Raw genomic sequence first — 19,861 nt, 5'->3', positions numbered from 1 at the left:
TTAATAGAAAAAAGTTAAAAAAAAAGGTTGATTAAATAGTGTATTAGTAATATAATAGCATTGTAAGTTACGTACATACCTAGTCTTGTCTAGGAGATTTTATCCCATATTTCATTTTGTTAGCATACCTGATACAGATCAGGAGATTTTATATCATATAAAAAATGATATCGGAAAACAGCTAGTTTCTGGTATTATTTTTTTTTATTAGCTGTGTTTTAGATGCCTAAAACACAGCTTTTTTTAGTATGCTAGCCTATTCTTATTAAAAAAGTTTTGCTCAGAAAGTTTCGAGTTTTACAAAAAAACTTATTTTTTTGTCTTCACATTTAGCTTCAATTTTTCCACCATGAAGTTCTACAATGCTTTTGGCTATAGCTAATCCAAGACCGCTTCCCCCAGTAGAAGTTGATCTGGATTTTTCAAGCCTATAAAATCGATCAAATATTTTTTTTAAGTCATTTTCTTGTATATGCTCGCCAATGTTTTCTGTGCAAACTACAGCAAAAGTATTTTCTCTATAAAGTTTAACTTTTATTTCACTTGGTTTAACACTGTATTTTACTGCATTCATAAGAAGATTTTCAAAAACTCGTAATATTTTATTTATATCTACATCTACTATTAGTTTTTCTTTTGGAATATCTGTCAATAAAGTTAAATTGTTTTCTTCAAAAATTGGTACCATTTCTTCAATAAGCTGTTCAAGAAAATCATTTAAGGCTACAGGTTTTTTTTCAAGATTAATTTTTTCATTTGTCAATTTTGTGTATTCAAATAAGTCTTCAATGAGGATTTTAAGTTTTTCTGATTTGTTATAGGCAATATCAAGATATTCTTCCATTTGGTCTTCACTTTCATATTTTTTATTCTTTAGAAGACCAAGATAACCCATAATAGAGGTTAAAGGTGTTCTTAGGTCATGAGAAACATTTGTTATTAATTCATTCTTTGCTTTTTCAGCAGACCTTTCTTTTTCAATTTTTGAGTTTAATTCATATGCCATATTATTTATGTTTATAGATAGAGTTGAAAGTTCATCATTCCCCTTTGAAGGTACCCTGTAATTTAAGTCGCCCTTGGACATTTCAATTAAACCTTGAGATATTTCTTCAATATATTGCATTTTATTTCTAGTTAATAGTAAAAATAAAATAATAAAAACAACTATTCCTAATATTATTGAAATAACTCCATTGTCTGAATGGCTGTATATAAGAGCACTTTGAGGAATTCCACTTACTATTAAAAATCCCTTTTTATCTTTCAAATTAATTGGATAAAATGAGTAATACACTTTTTTGGGGAATGAAGCGTCAGTTAAATCATCGACATTATCTTCATTTAGTAACTTATTTGTAGAATTTTTTATAATATCATATAAATTTATTTTTGTTGAAGGAGAATCTTTTGAGTTAATAAGTATATTACCCTGTAAGTCTGTTATTATAGCATTAAGATGATTTGTATCATAAAGTTCATCTAAAATGTTTTTAAGATTAACAGGAGTCATATCTATATTGGCATTATTATTTAATTCATTAGCAGCTTTTTTTGCAGTATCGTCAATTTTTTTTATGCCATTGCTGTATTCTACATGAGCACTGCCAATCCTAATAGAATTTAATACTCCATTGAAAAGTACTGCAATTATAATTGAACAAACGAAAGATAGGATAAAGAGAAAAATTAATTTTATACGTAAACTTTTCTTGGAAATATTATTACAAAGCTTTTTTAATAAGTTGAAGGATAAAAATTTAATTTTCAATTTTATAACCTACCCCCCATACAGTTTTTATATATATAGGCTTTCGTGGATTTTGCTCTATCTTTTCTCTTATTTTTCTTATATGAACCATAACTGTATTTTCAGATTCCATAAAAGATTCTTTCCAAATAGTTTCATAAATTTTTTCTATGCTAAATACTATTCCTTTATTTTTTGCAAGAAGCTCAAGTATTGAAAACTCTCTCGGTGTGAGCTTTACTTCATTACCGTTAACTTTAACTTCATGCGTGTTTACATTTATTATAAGGTCATCAACTTCAATAATTCCATTTTCATCTTCTGGCCTTTTATAATCATTGAGTTTTAAATATCTTCTAAGTTGTGATTTTACACGTGCAACAAGTTCAAGCGGATTAAAAGGTTTTGTTAGATAATCATCAGCACCTGTTGTAAGGCCCATTATTTTATCTATATCCTCACCTTTGGCAGAAAGCATTATTATAGGTATATTTTGAGTTTCCCTTATTTTCATGCAGGTTTCTATACCATCAAGTTTGGGCATCATTATATCAAGTATAATTAAATCAGCAGATTCTTTTTTTAGTATCTCCAAGGCGTCCAACCCATTTTCAGCTTTTATAGTGTTGTAGCCTTCGTTCTTTAGATATATGTCTATTAAATCTCTAATTTCTTTTTCATCATCTACAATTAGAATTTTTTCTTTTTTCATTCTCCATATCTCTCCTAATTAAAGTATAACTATCGAAATTTCAAGTTTCACAGTGGTTTGTTTTTAAATATAACATATGAATTTTATTGAGTGAAGTAGTCTGAATGTATATTAGATTGCTTATTTGTAAAGAAATAATTAAATTTCTCAATACAAATATATATTAGTCTAAAAAGGCAAAATTCAAACATAAATAGTATTGGAAAGTTGTATCTAGGTTGTCCTTCAAAAACAAAGGGGATTAATATAAAAAACAAACAGTTAATAGTTGGTATAGACAAAGCATAATTGATTTTTACATTTTTACAAATAAGGGCTTTAAATATGCTGCCAATACTTATCACTATATAAATAAAACCTGATATACTCAAAAGCTTAATATTAAAGTCAAATAACTTTTTAAAAATGGGCTTTTGCACTAAAAAAGTATTGGAGTTTTGGGCCGTCATGCACCAGGCATAAATGTCTCCTGCACCATTAAAAAAAGTATTTTTTATTCTTTTTATTCCAAGTTTAAAAAAGTTAAATGGATGATTTAAAATCCAATGTACAGCTTCAGTTTTGAAAACAGGTTCAAGCTTTGGATTAAACATAACCTCCTTAACTTCTTCATCAACTGAGGAAGTATAGTTAAATCCAGCGGCTATAAGTTTATTTTTTGTAGTTTTTGAAACAGATACTTTTGATACTGGCATCCAAGCGCCTGTGGTATTACTGCTATTATTATTTATAAATAAAACATAGCCACCATTATAAGATATTGGTATAAATCTATGATATATAGCATTATTTCTAAAGGTCCATGGTAAAATTACAGCAAGAAAGAAAAATAGTGTTATAGTAAAGCCTTTAATTATAGCTTTTAGATTTTTAGAGTTTAGCCACTCTATTATAAAGAAAATAAAAATGTATACTAAAAATTGAGGCTTTGTTAAAGTTGCAACTCCTATTAAAATTCCAAGTAATATATGCTTTACTAAGATATTAAAATTAATCATATGTAATGATATAATTAATGCAAATAAAAAAGTAAGAAGAACTTCGCTTCCTAAGACGTTGTTGTAAGCAATATAATTTGGGTTTAATGCCATAAAAGTATATGCTATTAACATTATTTTTTTATCTCTAAATAACTTATAAAAGATAAACATTATGATGCAGAGTGTTAAAGAGGATAAAATAAGGTTTAGTATCTTAGCAGTAAGTATGCTGCTGCTGGAAACTAATTTGTATACAAGACCCAATATTAGTGTATAGCCTGGACCTTGAAAGGAAACTGGTACACCCATATAGGAATTAGTACTATGTATATATACATTTGTTGCAATTTTTTTATATACTTCAAAATCAGAAATAGGGACACAATTTATTTTTGTAATCCATAGAATTCTGAGAAATATTCCTATTAAAGTAATTAATAATAAATATATTTTATTTTTTTTTGATAAAGTAATCATACAAAATCCTTTCTAAGACAATTTACGATGGAGGATGATTTCATTCTGTTAAAGAAAATCTTAAAACTTATTAATTTCTAGATTATTCTACACTTCATAAAAAACTATACCTATATTTTTCACATGCTCCTAATATATAATATAATTATAGCATATAAAATTTATTTTTGAGGTGTAAAAATGAATAAGACAATAGGAATACTAGCACATGTAGATGCTGGAAAAACTACTTTTGCAGAACAAATCTTATATCACACTAAAAGTATAAAAAGTAGGGGAAGAGTTGATCATAAAAATTCTTTTTTAGATAGTCATGAAATAGAGAAGGAAAGAGGAATAACGGTATTTTCTGATCAAGCTATTTTTAATTATAAGGATTCAACTTATTATTTAGTAGATACTCCAGGACATGCTGATTTTTCATCAGAAATGGAGAGAGCAGTTCAAGTTATGGATTATGCCATAATAATAATAAGTGCAGTTCGTGGAATCCAAGGTCAAACGGAAATTGTCTGGCAAATATTAAAAAAGCATAATATTCCTGTATTTTTCTTTATAAATAAAGTAGACAGAGTTGGTGCGGATAGTGAAGCAGTTATTGAAGGAATTAAGGAAAACTTAACCAAAGATGTTTTTTTTATTAAAGAAGAAATGTCAGAGGAGACTATAGAATTTATAGCTGAACATGATGAAAAACTGTTAGAAGCATATCTAGAAGAAGGTTATGACAAAGATTTGTGGTTAAATTCAATGAAAAAAATGATTAAGGAAAATAAAATATTTCCATGTATGATGGGGTCAGCATTAGAGGATGAAGGAATCGAAGAATTTTTACAAAAGCTAGATGAGCTTACTTTTACTGAATATAATGCAAGCAAAAATTTTGGTGGAATTGTTTATAAAATAAGATATGATGAAGGTAGAAATAGGGTTACATACATAAAAGCTTTGAGTGGAAGTTTAAAGGTCAAGGATGAATTAAATATAAATGGGAAGCTTGAAAAAGTAAATCAAATAAGAAGCTACAATGGTAATAAATTTATAACTAAGGACAGGGCTGTTGCTGGTGAAATTTTTGCAGTTACAGGAGTTTCAAGTGCTGTGGTAGGTGATGGTGTTGGCGAAATACATGAAAAACTTAGTTATGATTTAGTTCCAACTTTAAAGTCTAAAGTTTTATTTGATGAAAAGCTAAATCCTAAGGAAGTATTAAATTACTTTAGAATTTTAGAGGCAGAAGATCCTGCTTTAAATGTAATTTGGAATGATAAACTTCATAGTATAGAGATTCATATTATGGGACAAATAGAGCTTGAGGTTTTAAAGGAAGTTGTCCTTGAAAGATTTAAATTAAATGTAGACTTTGGAACTTGTGAAATTTTATATAAGGAAACTATTTTAGAAACAGCAATTGGATATGGTCATTTTGAGCCTTTAAGGCATTATGCTGAAGTTCACTTGAAAATAGAACCAGGTGAAAGAAATAGTGGGATTTCTTTTTCAAGTCAGTGCAGTACAGATGACCTTACAATTAACTATCAAAATTTAATTAAGACCCATATTTTTGAGAAGAGTCATAAAGGTATACTTACAGGTTCAGAAGTAACAGATTTAAAAATAACATTATTAATAGGAAGAGCACACATTAAGCATACAAGCGGAGGCGATTTTAGGGAAGCAACCTATAGAGCTTTAAGGCAAGGGCTTGAAAGTACAAAAAATATACTTCTAGAGCCATATTATCGTTTTAAAATAGATGTTAATGTAGATTATATGGGAAGAGTTTTGGCAGATATACAAAAGTTAAATGGAAGTTTTGATACTCCTAAGATTTCAGAAAATAAAGTTGTCATATTTGGAAGAGGACCAGTAGCTACATTTATGAATTATGCTATGGACATCACAGAACTTACAAATGGAAGAGGAAGAATAAGCTTTGTTTTTGATGGTTATGATGCTTGTCATAATGAGGAGGAAGTAATTAAACGAATTGGATATAATAAAAATGCGGATATTGAGTATACTTCGACTTCGGTTTTTTGCTCTAAAGGACAGTCGTATTTGGTTAGTGGCGAGGAAGCAGTGAAATATATGCACTGCCAAATTATTTAAAATATAGCCTAATTATATAGTGAATGGGATTTTTAAGTATGAGTTTTTTCTTTTAAATCTGCTTTGTATATGATATAGTGTTCACAGAAATAATATATATATATTATATTGGAAGGATGTGAAAATTTTTAGTGATATAGGTATAAAGGTTGTTCACTAAAAATAATTTATGAAAGAAAAAAGTATTGAACTAATGAAGAAGCTAATTGAAGAAAAGAAGAATAAGGGATTACAACAGGGAAAGAAAAAGAAAGCACACAAGAGTATTGGAAGTAGTCAAAAAGGCTTTAACAGTAAAAAGTCAGGTGGATTATTTGATAAATAGTTAACAAAGTTGTAATATATCTATGTGGATGTACAACTTGGAATTTGCAATTTTTAAGTTCCAAGTTGTTTATAAATATAATTGGAGGGGTTTCATGAAGAAATTTACTAAAAAAATAATTACAGTGTTAATTACTTTAATTTTTATATTAGGATTAACAGCATGTGGTGAAAGTGTACAAAATAAAACAACAAAAGAAGCAGGAAAAAAAGATGTTATGCGTGTTGCGGCATTAAAGGGGCCTACTGGAATGGGAATGGTTCAATTAATGCAAGACGAAGATGAAAAAAAATCAGCACTGGATTATAAATTTACCTTAGCAGATAGTCCAGATGAATTAGTTGGAAAAATAATTAATGGTGAGATAGACGTGGCAGCAGTGCCAACCAATTTAGCTCTTTCTTTATATAACAAAACAAAAGGTAAAATTCAACTTGCAGCCGTAAATACTTTAGGTGTCACATATGTGCTTGAAGATGGAAATAGTATAAAGTCTGTGGCTGATTTAAAAGGAAAGACAATAGGAGCAAGTGGGAAGGGAACTACAGCAGATTATGCACTTCAAACTATATTAAAGAAGAATGGAATAGATCCGTCGAAGGATATAACTATAGATTATAAAATGCAGCATGCTGATTTAGCCACAGCAGCGGCAGCAGGAAATACTAAAATCGCAGTATTGCCACAGCCTTTTGTAACTACAGCTATGATGAAAAATAAAAATTTAAGAATTGCTCTTGATCTTACTAAAGAATGGAATAAAGTAATGGGAAGCGACAGTAAACTTGCAATAGGTTGTATTATAGTTCAAAAGCAATATGCAGAAAATAACAAAAAAGATTTGAACAAGTTTCTTGATGAATATAGAAAATCTGTGGATTTTGTAAATGGAAATGTTGATAAAGCTTCAAGCTTAATTGAAAAGTATAAGATTGTGCCTAAAGCTGCCATAGCTAAAAAGGCAATTCCATACTCAAATATTGTATATATTGATGCAAAAGATTCAAAAAACTTTATGAATCAATTCTACAAAGTTTTATTTGATTTCGATCCTAAGTCTGTAGGAGGAAAATTACCAGATGAGGGCTTCTACTACGAAAAATAAATGGTTAAATAAGTTTATAGTTTTAGCATTTTGGATTATTGTTTGGCAGCTGGTATACATATTAATAAATAATGAGTTATATGTACCAGCTCCAATTAATGTTATTAAAACTTTAAAAGTATTAATTTTCAAAATCGATTTTTGGCAGTCAGTTGGTTTTTCGATTTTTAGAACCTTGGCTGGTATTGCAATATCTATAGTATTAGGAATTGTTTTTGGAATTGTATGCAGCACAAATGCTTTTATGTATGAGTTAATAAATCCACTTGTGATTGCAATTAAATCGACACCAATAATGTCCTTTATAATAATAGCCTTAGTTTGGTTCTCTTCAGATAATGTAACTATTTTTATATGTTTTCTCATGTGTTTTCCATTAATTTGGACAAATGTTGTTGAAGGGATAAAAAATGTAGATAAAAATATTCTCAGCATGGCAGAGGTGTATAAAGTAAAAAAAATAGTGGTATTTAATAAAATATATGTGCCTGCTGTTTTTCCTTATTTTTCAACAGCCTGCGTTAGCAGCATAGGATTAGGTTGGAAAGCAAGTATCGCAGCTGAAGTTCTAAGTAACCCTAAATACAGTATAGGCGGACAACTCTATAATGCAAAGTTGTATATGGATTCTAGTGAATTGTTTGCATGGACCTTTGTGGTTATAGTAATTAGCATCGTTTTTGAAAGCCTTTTTAAGAAAGTGTGGGAAAATAAATTTAAATACTAGAATTAGAGTAGATAGCAAAGAGGTAAAAGTATTGGAAATTAAGCTTAAAAATATTGAAAAAAATTATAATGACTTAAGTGTAATTAAAAATTTTAATATTAGCTTTTCATCAGATAAGGTTCATTGTATTTTTGGTCCATCAGGTTCGGGAAAATCAACTTTATTGAATATAATTACTAAACTTGAAAATATAAATTCTGGAGAAATAGAGGGCACGGAAAATAAGAAGTTCTCATATGTTTTTCAGGAGGATAGATTACTTCCGTGGTTAAATGTTGAAGAGAATATTGAATTTGTTTTAGAAAGCAGTCATGGCAAAAATGAGGCTAAGGAAAAAGCTAAGGAATGTATAGAGCTAGTTAAGCTTTCTAAGTTTGCAAAGAACTTTCCAAGAGAGCTTAGCGGAGGAATGAAGCAAAGGGTTGCTATAGCAAGGGCAATTGCGTATGATGGCGATATTTTTGTAATGGATGAGCCTTTTAAAGCATTAGAGATGGAATTAAAAAAAGTATTAATGGATTATATAGTAGAATATTGTTATAATAATAACAAACTTCTTATTTACACTACTCATGATGCTTTTGAAGCTGTTTACATGTCTGATAACTTATATGTTTTTGATGGACCACCCTTAAAATTAAAAAAGCAGATAAATATTGAGCTTCCATTTAAGGAAAGACGGATAAATATAAGTGAAGTAAAAAAGTTAATGGAGATTTTAGAAAAGTAGAAGAGATTATTTCTTCTACTTTAAATTTATATATGTATTAGTATTTATTTGTAGGCTTCAGGGTTTCTTTTATAATATTTTTACGCAAACAGGACTTCCTATCTTTATATCTTCATTTATATACATAATTTCTCCTGAAGTTTTATTTACCTTAAATACAGTTACATTATTTGAATCTTGATTTGCAGCTAAAATAAAATTACCATTAGGCGTTATATTAAAATCACGTGGTGAAATACCTTCTACAGATGTAACATAAGAAAGCTCTAGCATTCCTGTTGAAGTGTTTATTTTAAAGCAGGAAATACTGTCATGACCTCTATTAGAAGTATATAAAAAGTTTCCATCAGGTGATATGTGAATAGCAGCACCTTGATTATGTCCAGTATAATCTTTAGGCAGTGAAGATATATACTGCAATATATTAAAGGAACAGTCTGAAGGCGAATAAGTTAGAACTACTACTTCAGAACTAAGCTCAGTATATATATAGGCAAATCTTCCATCCTTGCTAAAAGTCATGTGTCTAGGTCCGCAGCCTGATTTTAAATTGAGCTCATTAACTTTTGATAATATTCCATTTTTAAAAGTATAAGCTATTACTTTGTCTAAACCTAAATCTACAACGCAGAGATAGTTATTATCAGGTGTTACAATCCCACAGTGTACATGAGGCTTTTTTTCTTGTCCAGCGTGAACTATAGAAGACGAGACTTTGCCAAGACTTCCATCTGAATTTATAGGAAAAACCTCAATTCTTCCTGCATGATAGTTTGAAGAAAACAAATACTTATTTTCTTTATCTAAGTAAACATGACAAGGCTGTTTACCTTCTAATTCAGCAGGAGGGTTTTTATCTGCACATTCAGAGTTCAAAAAAATTAAGTTACCATTGTTCATTGAAAAAGCGGCAGCAGCACCTAATTTATCTGATTTTGCAACAGAATAAAGATGCGTATTATTATTATCAAAGGCTAAGTAAGTAGGATTTTCAAGTTTTGCAGCTAATTTTAAATCGCTAGTTTTGCCAGATGAAGCATCTACTTTAAAGCTGTAAATGCCATCGCTTTCACCAGAAGTATATGTGCCAATATAAGCAGTGAATTTATTCATATTATATTCCCCCCATTTATTTCAGAATACAAAGTACAATGAATTTATTATCTGTTATCTATTTTTTCTGGATACATGTCATGATAAAATAATCTTTTTTCCGCCATTTCGGCCCATTTGGTTCCTTCCATACCGTAGTTAGCAAATGGATCTATTGAAATTCCACCTCGTGGCTTGAATTTTCCAATAACTTCAATATACTTTGGGTTCATGAGTTTGATTAAATCTTTCATTATTATATTAACACAATCTTCGTGAAAATCACCATGATTTCTAAAACTGAATAAATATAATTTTAAAGACTTACTTTCAACCATAATTTCTCCTGGAATATAAGATATATAAATAGTTCCAAAGTCAGGCTGACCAGTTATAGGGCAAAGCGTTGTAAATTCAGGACAATTAAATTTTACGAAATAATCATTGTTTGGATGCTTATTCACAAAAGTCTCTAAAATTTTTGGATTATAATCATAGTTATATTTTGTTCCTTGATTTCCAAGTAGTGTGATCCCTTCTTTTTCTTTTTCATTTCTACCTTCCATATGAATTCTCCTTTATAAGTTTTTTGGACATTAGTCCATGTAGATTTATTAACTTGAGAAAAGTTTTTTATGGTGTTTATTAAATCAAAATTCCGTAGGTACGGAGGAATTTTTTCCTTAAACTACTGTAAAATGTGATGTAAGTGCATTGTGAGATGATTTAAATAAAATTTTATAAATCTTAGATGGAAAATTTTAAAAGACTTAGAAGTTTCAATTTGTTTGAGCGTATGCGAGTTATTGAAACTTCTTAGTCTTTTAAAGATTTTTCATCTTAGATTTATTAATTTTATTTAACATCTCACAATGCACTTACATCACTTTATTTTTAAGTTGTTTCAATAAAATAACTCCTAAAATGGATGGTATAATTTGGCCTATACACAAGCTTACAGCTAATAATTTGTAAGGAAGATTAAGTGTAAAGGAAAGCCAAATTGGAACTAACAGTCCTGGACCAAGAATTATAGGAATAATTATAAAAATATCATTTAGTTTAAGTCTTTTTATAATATACACTATACTACTAGTTACTATTCCTACAATAGCACCACCCAAAATATCATAAATACCCATACCACCCATGATTGTGTTTGATATAAGATTTGCAATACCAAGAGGAATTATTAAAAATGGGTCTATAGCACTAAGACTATACAATGAGGTTGCTAGTCTTATTTGATATTGTCCAAAAGCAAAACCTTGAGTAAAGTACATAATAACTGTGTAAAGAGCTATTACGAGTCCAGATAATGCAATTCTTTTAGTTGTAAAAATTTTATTAGTGTTCATTTTTGTCTCCTATAGAATTAATTTTAAAGTTTCAAGCGGTTTATCTCTGTATATAAACCAAAAAAAGGTAAATAAAAAAGCGCATAAGCGCCATAATTGAGACTTGTATAATGCTACACAGTCAATTAAGCCCTAGTTTTGTTTATAGACAGGATGGTTACGAACGAACTGTCTTTATTAAAGATATACCAGCGTGAAACTTGAAATGGTATATCTAAAGTTGTAATACATAAAAATATATTCCTAATGTATTATATTATAGATTTAAGTTAAAAACAAATTTATAAGTATAAAATTTTTAAGAGTGCTTTTGCTATTTAAAGGAGATTTATATTATACTATAGTTATAGGCAATGTAAAACATGGAAATTGATTATCTATATATTAGGAGGTTACAAAATGAAAATATCAGTTATAGAGCCGTTAGGGCTTTCAGAAGATGAACTTAGGGAGATTGCAAAACCAATTACAGATAGAGGACATGAACTTATAATTTACAATAATAAAGTTACAGATACTGAAACTTTAAAAAGCAGGGTTAAAGAATCAGAAGTAATAGTTTTAGCGAATATGCCACTTAAGGCCGAAGTGATAAATGCAGATGATAAGCTTCAAATGATGTCAATAGCCTTTACAGGTGTTGATCATGTTGAATTAAAAGCGTTGAAGGGAAGACAGGTTGCAGTTTCAAATGCAGCAGGATACAGCACTTCATCAGTCGCAGAATTAACTTTTGGCTTGACTTTGTCTGTACTTAGAAATATAGTTCCACTTGATAAATTAACAAGGGAAGGAAAAACAAAAGATGGTTATTCTCAAAGTGATTTAAACGGAAAAACTTTTGGAGTAATTGGTACTGGGGCTATTGGGGCTTCTGTATGTAAAATAGCAAAAGCTTTTGGATGTGAGGTAATTGCCTATAACAGAAGTGAAAAAGAAGAGCTAAAACAAATTGGCGTAAAATATGTAACTTTAGATGAACTGCTTTCTAAGAGTGATATCGTTTCTATTCACCTTCCACAAAATGATGTGACAAAGGGATTAATAAGCAAAGAAAAAATTGCACTTATGAAAAATACAGCTGTACTTATAAATGTAGCAAGAGGTCCTATAGTAGATAATACTGCTTTAGCAGAAGCTTTAAGAAATGGAGAAATACGAGGAGCAGGTATAGATGTATTTGATAATGAACCACCACTAGATACGGAGTATGCATTACTTAGAGAAGCAAATGCAGTACTAACTCCACACATAGGTTTTGCAACAAAAGAAGCTATGATTAGAAGAGCGCATATTACTTTTGAAAACATAATCAAATGGCTTGATGGAGAACCTCAAAATGTAGTGGAATTTTAAGAATATTCCTCTAAGATTTATAAGCTGTTATTTAAATCGTTCCAAAACGCTCTTACTTCGCAATTACAGTGGCTTAAGAAAAGAACACATACCAGAGGCTTGGGCGTAAGCCCATTAAGATTCTTGAACCTATATTATTAATTTCTGTGCTCCATTTCAGAGACGTAAATTAATCAAAAATATTAGTGTGCCTACGGAATTTTGGTGTAGTACAGAAACAATATTTATTGCTGAAAGCTTTAGAATTACTATATTAATTTGTTATAAGATAATTATATATTGTAAAGCAAAGATGTAATGGATTAATCAAATAGCCTTTGGTAGGTGCAGGAAAAAATGATGTTAGGGAATAGCGTTGAAAAAATATTTTAAATAAAATTTTATAAAACTTAGTGGAAAATTTTTTAAAGCTTTAGAGATTTAGATTGTCTGAGCGTCTTTTTGCGAGTTATCTAAAGCTCTTAAGCTTTAAAAAATTTGCCGCTTAGTTTTATTAATTTTATTTAAGATTTTAAGATGCTATTCACTAACATCATTTTGCTACACCTACCAAAGGCTATTTGATTTTGCACTACACTTTGCTTCGCAATATTTAATATTTGTTTATAAAATAATTTTGTGTGACAGAGCCATTTCAGTGTTTTATCTTTTAATAAGAGGAAAGGCAATTACATCTCTTATTGATTGAGCGCCTGTTAAAAACATAATCATTCTATCAATTCCCATTCCAAGACCTCCAGTTGGAGGCATTCCAGTATCAATTGCTACAGCAAATTCTTCATCCATAGGACTTGCTGTTTCAAGACCAGCTCTTAATTTGGAAGCTTGCTCATTAAGTAAGGATCTTTGTCTTATGGGATCATTTAATTCAGAGTAAGCATTACCTAATTCAACTCCATAAGCGTAAGGTTCAAATCTTTCTATTAGCTCAGGATTATCTCTGTGAACTTTGCAAAGTGGTGATGATTCAACTGGAAAATCTATTACAAAGGTTGGTTGAATTAATTTTTTTTCGGAATATTCTTCAAAAAGGTTAAGTACAAGTTCACCTTTTGAGCTTTGAGTTAGAGTTAATCCTTCATTTTGTTTTTCTACTAAAAGCTCAAGTTCTTTTATTTTAGCCACAATTTCATCCTTAGATAAATTTTCTACATCGATGCTTGTATCTTTTTTTACAAGATCATACATTTTTTCTCGTCTCCAAGGTGCTTTGAAATCTATAGTTTCACTGCCATAAGAAATTTTTGTAGAACCATTAACTTTATTAAAAACGTAAGAATATGTGTTTTCCATAAGAATCATCATATCATTATAATCAGCATAGGACATATAGCATTCAAGTAGAGTAAATTCAGGGTAATGAGTTCTGTCAATACCTTCGTTTCTAAAAGACCTTGAGATGGTATAAACTCTCTCAATTCCACCAACAATAAGTCTTTTTAGATACATTTCAGGGGAAATTGTCATATAAACCTCTGAGTCTAAGTCATTGACAAAAGTTGTGAAAGGTTTAGCTTCTCCACCGCCGTATTTAGTATCCAATATAGGAGTGTCCATTTCAATAAAGTTCAAACTTGCAAAGTATTCTCTAATAGCAGCCATTGCCTTAGAACGTTTAATGAATCTTTCTTTGACTTCTTGGTTCATTATCATGTCTAGAGAACGATGTCTTTGTTTTAAATCGGAATCTTGAATTCCATGATATTTTTCTGGTAAGTTTCTAATGGATTTTGAAAGAAGCTCAAAATTAGCAGCTCTTATAGTTATTTCTCCAGTTTTAGTTTTGAAAACAGTACCTGATACTCCAATTATATCTCCAGTTTCAATAAGCTTTAAAATTTTATAACTTTCTTCTCCAAGATTAGATTTACTAAAGTAGACTTGTATATTTCCTTTTTCATCAGAAATATTAGCAAAAGCTGCATTCCCCATTTTTCTAAAAAGCATCACTCTTCCAGCTATAGTAAAAAAATTATTCTCGTCAATTGAGTCAAAATTTTCGCATATATATTTAGTGTGTGTTACAGGAGAATACTTATATGGGTATGGGTTAATTCCTGCTTCACAAATTTTAGTTAACTTCTTAATTCTTTCTATTGTAAACTCGTTTGCATCTGGCATTATTTTTTGTAAATTTTCTAGGTTTGTAAATTCATCGTACATTTTAGTAACCGTCCTTCATATATAGATATACCATTTCAACTACTAAAATTAATTTGCATAAAAATGCCCAGAAGATGGCATTTTGATACAAATTGATTTTAAAGTTTCAAGTGGTTTATCTTTAATTATTTGTTTTATGAGTAAGTTTATCTTTATAAATAATAATTTTGAACAAATAAAAAAACTCTCACCTCCAAGATATTCAATCTTGAGGACGAAAGTTATGAATTCGTGTTACCACCTCAGTTTATCTATATGTCACCACATAGACCTCTTTAAGTACGGCATAAAATGCTTATACTCTATATCTATAACGGGATATCCCGTCACAGCCTACCTCTTAAAAATTAAGACTCGGTGTGCAGCTCTGAGATCTTTTTCAATAAACAAGCATTACTCCATCACAGCAGCGGAGCTCTCTGTAAATGCCAATGTGTATTTACTCTTCTCTTCCTAGCTTTTTTAATATTCTATCACAAACACTTACTTATGTAAATAGGAGTAATTTATAGTACTTTTTGAAAAACATTAGGAATTAAATTCATTTTAAAGGAAATATTAATTATAAATACAGTAATCTAACGAATAAGGAGTCGGATCATGAAAAAAAGTATTTTTATTTGGAGTATAGTTTTAATAATAATAGCAGCAATTGTTGGTTTAAATTTTGAAATAAGGGATAAAAACAAGTATGTGAGTGTAAAAACAAAACAAGTTGTGCATGGAAATGTGAAATGTTATTTGTCAACAACTGGTATCATAAAATCAAAAAATATTAAGGAATACTACATACCACAAGGTCAGGTTAGAAAAATTAACGTAAATGAGGGGGATAAAGTAAATAAATATTCTATTCTTATGACGTATGAAATGCAGGGAATGGAAAACTATATAATAGCAGATTTTAATGGTGTTGTAACAAAGTTAAATGCTTCAGTAGGAACTATAAGTACAGGAACGCAGCCAGTAATTATAATACAGGATTTAAATGACTTAGAATGTGAGATTAATGCAGATAAATACAGTGCTAACGGAATTAAAATTGGACAGAGCGCAGTTATAACTTATGGAAGTAAAAAGTATAATGGAAATGTTAGCTATATTGCTCCAGTAGCTGAGATTGAAACTTCAGCAGCAGGTCAAAATGCTGTACTTCCTGTAGATATAGATATTCCAAGTTCAATAGAAGGGCTAATAGTTGGTTTTGATTCTGATGTAAATATATTGGTGGGTGAAGTAAAAAATGTTTTAAAGGTTCCAGCAGAAAGTATAAAAACAGATAAGACGGGGAAAAACTATGTTTTTATTGTGGAAAACGGAGAGGCAATTAGAAAAGTTATTAGCTTAGGGTTGCAATCTGATACGGAGGCAGAGGTTAAGGGCGGTTTAAGTGAAGGTGACAGGGTTATATTAAATCCAAGTGGAACAATGAAAAATGGAACGTTGGTAACTGGTGCTGTTGGGGGGAAATAAAATGATTGAAGTTTCAAGGGTAGTTAAAAAATATTCAACGGGAGGCATTGAGTTTATTGCATTAAAAGGAATTGATTTAAAAATTAAAAAAGGTGAATTTACTTCTATAATGGGACCATCAGGTTCAGGAAAATCAACATTTATGAATATATTAGGGTGCTTGGATAGAATGGATGGTGGGGTATATAAATTAAATGGAAGGGATATGTCAAATCTTACAGATAATGAACTTGCATATGTTAGAAATAAAGAAATAGGTTTTGTATTTCAGGCCTTTAATCTTTTACCACGAATGACAATACTTGAAAATGTTGAACTGCCTATGATTTATTCAGGGGTATCTAAAAAGGAAAGAAAGGAAAGAGCAATAAATGCGTTAGAAAAGGTTGGACTTAAGGATAAAATAAAAAATAAATCAAATGAAATATCTGGGGGTCAGAGGCAAAGAGTTGCTATTGCAAGAGCTATAGTAAATAATCCTAAGGTAATAATGGCAGATGAACCTACAGGAAATTTGGATACAAAATCTACTAAGGCAATTATGAAGGTGTTTCAGGAGCTAAATAATGAAGGAGCCACAGTAGTTATGGTGACACATGAGCCTGATGTTGCAGTTTACACAAAGAGAATAGTGAAATTTAGAGATGGAGAAATTATATCTGATGAACAAGTAAAGGATAGAATTATAATTTAGGAGGAAGTATGAAATTTTTTGAGAGCCTAAAAATAGCTGTGGATAGCATAAAGTCAAATAAGTTGCGTTCTTTTCTTACTATGCTTGGAATAATAATTGGCATAAGTTCTGTTATTGCAATTATTTCCTTAGGAGAGGGAGGTCAAGGCGCTGTAACTAATCAATTTGAAAAGATAGGTGCAAACACTGTCACTATATCGTTAGATAATACAAAAGCACAAAAAAGTGATTACTTTACTTTTCAAGATGTAAAGCAGATAAAAAATAAAATAAATTCAGTTAAATACATAAGTCCAGTAGTATTAAAATCAGGCATCGTAGCATCAAATATGAAAACTAAAAATGCAAATATAACAGGAAGTAACGTTGATTATGTTGATATAGAAAACTACGGAATATTGTACGGAAGATATTTTAATGAGATGGAAGAAAATGAAGCAAAGGCCGTGGCAGTAATAGATGAGAACACTGCAAAGGAACTTTTTGGATATGTTAATGTAGTTGGAACGAGTATAACTTTGGGGCCTCAAAATTCAAGTAGAAAGGTTAAGATAGTAGGGGTTAAAAGTTCTGCAAATGTATTTGGAGGTAGAGTGAACATGCCAGCAAGAATAGATACTCCAATAACCTTCTTGAAGACTATGTATTCAGGTGATTTTGTAATAAACAGTTTGTATTTATCAGCAGGCTCTAAGGAGGCGTCAAAAGATGCAGGGGACAGCACTATAAGTTTACTTGAGAGCAGGCATAATAATAGGGGAAAAGAAATTTATACAGCTGAAAATGTGTTTAAGCAACTTGATCAGATTAATAAGGTATTAGGTATTTTTACAGAGTTTATAGGTGCTGTAGCAGCAATATCGCTTATTGTTGGAGGTATAGGGGTTATGAACATAATGCTTGTATCGGTTACTGAGAGAACTAGGGAGATTGGGATTAGAAAGGCGATTGGAGCAACTACAAGTAATATAATGCTTCAATTCTTAACTGAATCAGTTATAATTTCTCTAATAGGCGGCATTATAGGCATGGCACTTGGTATACTTGGAGCAGAAGTCATTGGGTATGCCTTTAATATAATTCCAGTAATTTCGCCAAGTGTTATAATAAGTTCTATAGTATTTTCATCTGCAGTAGGAATATTTTTTGGAATCTATCCTGCCAAAAAGGCAGCTGCATTAAATCCAATTGATGCTTTGAGATATGAATAGAAGTTGACATTTTCTCAAGAGATATTTACAATATTATAGGTTTAGTATATATATTAAATAAAAAATATTGGGAGTTAAGAGAAAATGAATACATATTATGAAATTTTAAATTTAAGAAAAGAAGCATCAAATGAAGAAATTGTAAAAGCTTATTTTCACATGGTGCAGAAGTATCCAGTGGAGAGATTTTCATATGAATTTATGGAAATTACAAAGGCTTATGAGGTTTTAAGTAATGAGAAAACTCGTTTAGAATATGATAATGTGATACATATATCTTCTGAATTAACAGGAAGAATTGATGAGGCAAAGGAACTTTCTAAAAAAGGTGAATTCCCAAAAGTTATTCAAATATTAGAAAAGTTATATGATAAATTTCCAGATGTATTATCATTACAAAGTTTGCTTGGAGAGGCTTACCTTGATAATGAGAATACTGGAAAAGGCATAAAAATTTTTGAGAAACTTGTTTGTTTGGACGCTAATAATGCAAGTTTTATTGGACATCTTGGTGAAGCTTATTTATTAAGAGGATGGCATAAAAAAGCAATAAGTCAATTTGAAAAGGCTATAGAACTTGATGAAAAAAACTTTTCATTATGGCTTGGTCTTAGTGATGCTTATACAATTGCAAATGATCAAAGATTCTCAAGAGAGATATTCGAAAAACTGATAAAAAAGAATAACAACTTATCAGCCAATGCGTACATGACTCTTTTTGTAATAGATGTTAAAGAAGAAAATATATCAAATATAAAAAATGATCTTGAAAATTTATATAATGAATCAGTTAAAAATGAAAATGTAAAAGAAAATATAGAGTGGACATTGTTTTTAATGTCTAAGATAATGATTAATACTCAAAGATTTGAACTAGCAAAAGAAATTTTAAAAATAGCAGAAAAACTTTCAGAAGAAAATGAAGAAATAATAAAACTTAAAAATAATGTGAATAATTTGTGTGAACTTCAAAAAGATCTATTAATATTTGAAAAAGATAAGGCTTTTGACGATGTTTTTGTGTATTTAATAGCAAACAAAATTATACCGGATAAATCTTTTGAAGAAGAAATATATAATCGTACTTCTGAATATGAGTTTTTAATCAATATTGATGTTTACAGGAAGGATATAAAGCTTCTGTCACAAAAATATCCTAAGATATATGAATTTTTAAATGGATATTTTAAAAAAGTTTCAAAACGTGAAGAAAGAATAAAAATGATTAAAGAACATGAGAAATATCTTCAAAGTGATAAAGGTAAACTAGATATGAAGGCAGTAGCAATTGAGGATGATGAAGAGCTTAATGAAGAAGTTCAGGAAACATACGTAAGGGAAGAAACTAAAGTAGGAAGAAATGATCCATGTCCTTGTGGAAGCGGTAAGAAATATAAAAAGTGTTGTGGGAGATAGTGAGAAGTAAGTACATCACAGGATATTAAATAAAATTAATAAATCTAAGGCAAAAAACTTTAAAGGTTTAAGAAGTTTCAATAACTCGCTGAAAAAATGCCTATACAATTGAAACATCTAAGACTTTTAAAGTTTTTTACCTAAGATTTATAAAATTTTATTTAAATCATCTTGTGATAC

The 19,861-nt window shown here is 29.8% G+C and carries 17 protein-coding genes and 1 other annotated feature; of the genes, 10 read left to right on the top strand and 7 right to left on the bottom strand.

Annotated elements, in window-relative coordinates; all coding sequences use genetic code 11:
- Window positions 1-280: 280 nt before the first annotated feature.
- The 3 genes from CUEA01_RS19845 to CUEA01_RS19835 all read right to left on the bottom strand — a co-directional run bounded on the left by CUEA01_RS19845 (window position 281) and on the right by CUEA01_RS19835 (window position 3,919).
- On the bottom strand, window positions 281-1,771 hold the full coding sequence (locus CUEA01_RS19845; protein ID WP_234123662.1) for a sensor histidine kinase: 1,491 nt from the start codon (window positions 1,769-1,771) through the stop codon (window positions 281-283).
- Complete coding sequence (locus CUEA01_RS19840; protein WP_234123661.1) at window positions 1,761-2,462, bottom strand: response regulator transcription factor; 702 nt, start codon at window positions 2,460-2,462, stop codon at window positions 1,761-1,763. The genes CUEA01_RS19845 and CUEA01_RS19840 overlap by 11 nt, the downstream gene beginning before the upstream one ends.
- Window positions 2,463-2,545: 83 nt before the next feature.
- On the bottom strand, window positions 2,546-3,919 hold the full coding sequence (locus tag CUEA01_RS19835; protein ID WP_234123660.1) for a hypothetical protein: 1,374 nt from the start codon (window positions 3,917-3,919) through the stop codon (window positions 2,546-2,548).
- A gap of 180 nt (window positions 3,920-4,099) precedes the next feature.
- Here CUEA01_RS19835 and CUEA01_RS19830 point away from each other — a divergent pair, with 180 nt between their 5' ends.
- The 5 genes from CUEA01_RS19830 to CUEA01_RS19810 all read left to right on the top strand — a co-directional run bounded on the left by CUEA01_RS19830 (window position 4,100) and on the right by CUEA01_RS19810 (window position 8,918).
- Entirely contained in the window at window positions 4,100-6,031 is a 1,932-nt protein-coding gene (locus CUEA01_RS19830) for an elongation factor G (RefSeq protein WP_234123659.1), read from the top strand.
- A 169-nt stretch (window positions 6,032-6,200) separates the two neighbouring features.
- A complete protein-coding gene (locus CUEA01_RS19825; RefSeq protein ID WP_234123658.1) occupies window positions 6,201-6,356 on the top strand; it encodes a hypothetical protein in 156 nt (51 codons plus the stop codon).
- 94 nt (window positions 6,357-6,450) lie between these two features.
- A complete protein-coding gene (locus CUEA01_RS19820; protein WP_234123657.1) occupies window positions 6,451-7,461 on the top strand; it encodes an ABC transporter substrate-binding protein in 1,011 nt (336 codons plus the stop codon).
- Window positions 7,436-8,188 carry an ABC transporter permease gene (locus CUEA01_RS19815; RefSeq protein ID WP_234123656.1) on the top strand — a complete coding sequence of 251 codons (753 nt, stop codon included), beginning with the start codon at window positions 7,436-7,438 and terminating at the stop codon, window positions 8,186-8,188. The genes CUEA01_RS19820 and CUEA01_RS19815 overlap by 26 nt, the downstream gene beginning before the upstream one ends.
- Window positions 8,142-8,918, top strand: a complete 777-nt coding sequence (locus tag CUEA01_RS19810) for an ABC transporter ATP-binding protein (protein WP_234123655.1) — start codon at window positions 8,142-8,144, stop codon at window positions 8,916-8,918. Before CUEA01_RS19815 ends, CUEA01_RS19810 begins: the two co-directional genes overlap by 47 nt.
- A 69-nt stretch (window positions 8,919-8,987) precedes the next feature.
- On the opposite strand, the gene CUEA01_RS19805 is transcribed toward CUEA01_RS19810, so the two are convergent.
- From CUEA01_RS19805 to CUEA01_RS19795, 3 genes are all read right to left on the bottom strand, one after another.
- Complete coding sequence (locus CUEA01_RS19805; protein WP_234123654.1) at window positions 8,988-10,031, bottom strand: lactonase family protein; 1,044 nt, start codon at window positions 10,029-10,031, stop codon at window positions 8,988-8,990.
- 47 nt (window positions 10,032-10,078) lie between these two features.
- Window positions 10,079-10,576 carry a preQ(1) synthase gene (gene queF / locus CUEA01_RS19800; RefSeq protein WP_234123653.1) on the bottom strand — a complete coding sequence of 166 codons (498 nt, stop codon included), beginning with the start codon at window positions 10,574-10,576 and terminating at the stop codon, window positions 10,079-10,081.
- Window positions 10,577-10,888: 312 nt separating this feature from the next.
- Window positions 10,889-11,368 (bottom strand): QueT transporter family protein, encoded by a 480-nt coding sequence (locus tag CUEA01_RS19795; RefSeq protein ID WP_234123652.1) that lies wholly within the window; start codon window positions 11,366-11,368, stop codon window positions 10,889-10,891.
- A 399-nt stretch (window positions 11,369-11,767) separates the two neighbouring features.
- Here CUEA01_RS19795 and CUEA01_RS19790 point away from each other — a divergent pair, with 399 nt between their 5' ends.
- Window positions 11,768-12,724: a 2-hydroxyacid dehydrogenase gene (locus CUEA01_RS19790; RefSeq protein WP_234123651.1), complete on the top strand. Its 957-nt coding sequence runs from the start codon at window positions 11,768-11,770 to the stop codon at window positions 12,722-12,724.
- Between the two features lie 642 nt (window positions 12,725-13,366).
- On the opposite strand, the gene lysS is transcribed toward CUEA01_RS19790, so the two are convergent.
- Window positions 13,367-14,887 (bottom strand): lysine--tRNA ligase, encoded by a 1,521-nt coding sequence (lysS, locus tag CUEA01_RS19785; protein ID WP_234123650.1) that lies wholly within the window; start codon window positions 14,885-14,887, stop codon window positions 13,367-13,369.
- Window positions 14,888-15,094: 207 nt separating this feature from the next.
- Window positions 15,095-15,351 (bottom strand) — a binding site (T-box leader).
- A gap of 136 nt (window positions 15,352-15,487) precedes the next feature.
- Between lysS and CUEA01_RS19780 the strand changes: the two genes are divergently transcribed.
- The 4 genes from CUEA01_RS19780 (at window position 15,488) to CUEA01_RS25210 (ending at window position 19,681) form a co-directional block, all read left to right on the top strand.
- Window positions 15,488-16,360, top strand: coding sequence for an efflux RND transporter periplasmic adaptor subunit (locus CUEA01_RS19780; protein WP_234123649.1), 873 nt, complete (start codon window positions 15,488-15,490; stop codon window positions 16,358-16,360).
- Between the two features lies 1 nt (window position 16,361).
- Window positions 16,362-17,054 carry an ABC transporter ATP-binding protein gene (locus CUEA01_RS19775; RefSeq protein WP_234123648.1) on the top strand — a complete coding sequence of 231 codons (693 nt, stop codon included), beginning with the start codon at window positions 16,362-16,364 and terminating at the stop codon, window positions 17,052-17,054.
- Between the two features lie 8 nt (window positions 17,055-17,062).
- Window positions 17,063-18,265: an ABC transporter permease gene (locus CUEA01_RS19770; protein WP_234123647.1), complete on the top strand. Its 1,203-nt coding sequence runs from the start codon at window positions 17,063-17,065 to the stop codon at window positions 18,263-18,265.
- Window positions 18,266-18,349: 84 nt separating this feature from the next.
- Window positions 18,350-19,681 (top strand): DnaJ domain-containing protein, encoded by a 1,332-nt coding sequence (locus tag CUEA01_RS25210; protein ID WP_329604014.1) that lies wholly within the window; start codon window positions 18,350-18,352, stop codon window positions 19,679-19,681.
- Window positions 19,682-19,861 lie beyond the last annotated feature (180 nt).

Source organism: Clostridium hydrogenum (genome assembly GCF_021432385.1).
Lineage (GTDB): Bacteria > Bacillota > Clostridia > Clostridiales > Clostridiaceae > Clostridium_S > Clostridium_S hydrogenum.
Note: the sequence above shows the minus strand (reverse complement) of the source record. Positions and strands in the feature narration are given on the sequence as shown.

What these genes read in the sequence shown, in the direction of transcription:
- CUEA01_RS19825 (WP_234123658.1), top strand. Translation starts at nt 6,201, where the DNA reads ATGAAAGAAAAAAGTATTGAACTAATGAAGAAGCTAATTGAAGAAAAG.
- CUEA01_RS19780 (WP_234123649.1), top strand. Translation starts at nt 15,488, where the DNA reads ATGAAAAAAAGTATTTTTATTTGGAGTATAGTTTTAATAATAATAGCA.
- CUEA01_RS19775 (WP_234123648.1), top strand. Translation starts at nt 16,362, where the DNA reads ATGATTGAAGTTTCAAGGGTAGTTAAAAAATATTCAACGGGAGGCATT.
- lysS (WP_234123650.1), bottom strand. Translation starts at nt 14,887, where the DNA reads ATGTACGATGAATTTACAAACCTAGAAAATTTACAAAAAATAATGCCA.
- queF (WP_234123653.1), bottom strand. Translation starts at nt 10,576, where the DNA reads ATGGAAGGTAGAAATGAAAAAGAAAAAGAAGGGATCACACTACTTGGA.
- CUEA01_RS19830 (WP_234123659.1), top strand. Translation starts at nt 4,100, where the DNA reads ATGAATAAGACAATAGGAATACTAGCACATGTAGATGCTGGAAAAACT.
- CUEA01_RS19835 (WP_234123660.1), bottom strand. Translation starts at nt 3,919, where the DNA reads ATGATTACTTTATCAAAAAAAAATAAAATATATTTATTATTAATTACT.
- CUEA01_RS19795 (WP_234123652.1), bottom strand. Translation starts at nt 11,368, where the DNA reads ATGAACACTAATAAAATTTTTACAACTAAAAGAATTGCATTATCTGGA.
- CUEA01_RS19805 (WP_234123654.1), bottom strand. Translation starts at nt 10,031, where the DNA reads ATGAATAAATTCACTGCTTATATTGGCACATATACTTCTGGTGAAAGC.
- CUEA01_RS19820 (WP_234123657.1), top strand. Translation starts at nt 6,451, where the DNA reads ATGAAGAAATTTACTAAAAAAATAATTACAGTGTTAATTACTTTAATT.
- CUEA01_RS19840 (WP_234123661.1), bottom strand. Translation starts at nt 2,462, where the DNA reads ATGAAAAAAGAAAAAATTCTAATTGTAGATGATGAAAAAGAAATTAGA.
- CUEA01_RS19815 (WP_234123656.1), top strand. Translation starts at nt 7,436, where the DNA reads ATGAGGGCTTCTACTACGAAAAATAAATGGTTAAATAAGTTTATAGTT.
- CUEA01_RS19790 (WP_234123651.1), top strand. Translation starts at nt 11,768, where the DNA reads ATGAAAATATCAGTTATAGAGCCGTTAGGGCTTTCAGAAGATGAACTT.
- CUEA01_RS19770 (WP_234123647.1), top strand. Translation starts at nt 17,063, where the DNA reads ATGAAATTTTTTGAGAGCCTAAAAATAGCTGTGGATAGCATAAAGTCA.
- CUEA01_RS25210 (WP_329604014.1), top strand. Translation starts at nt 18,350, where the DNA reads ATGAATACATATTATGAAATTTTAAATTTAAGAAAAGAAGCATCAAAT.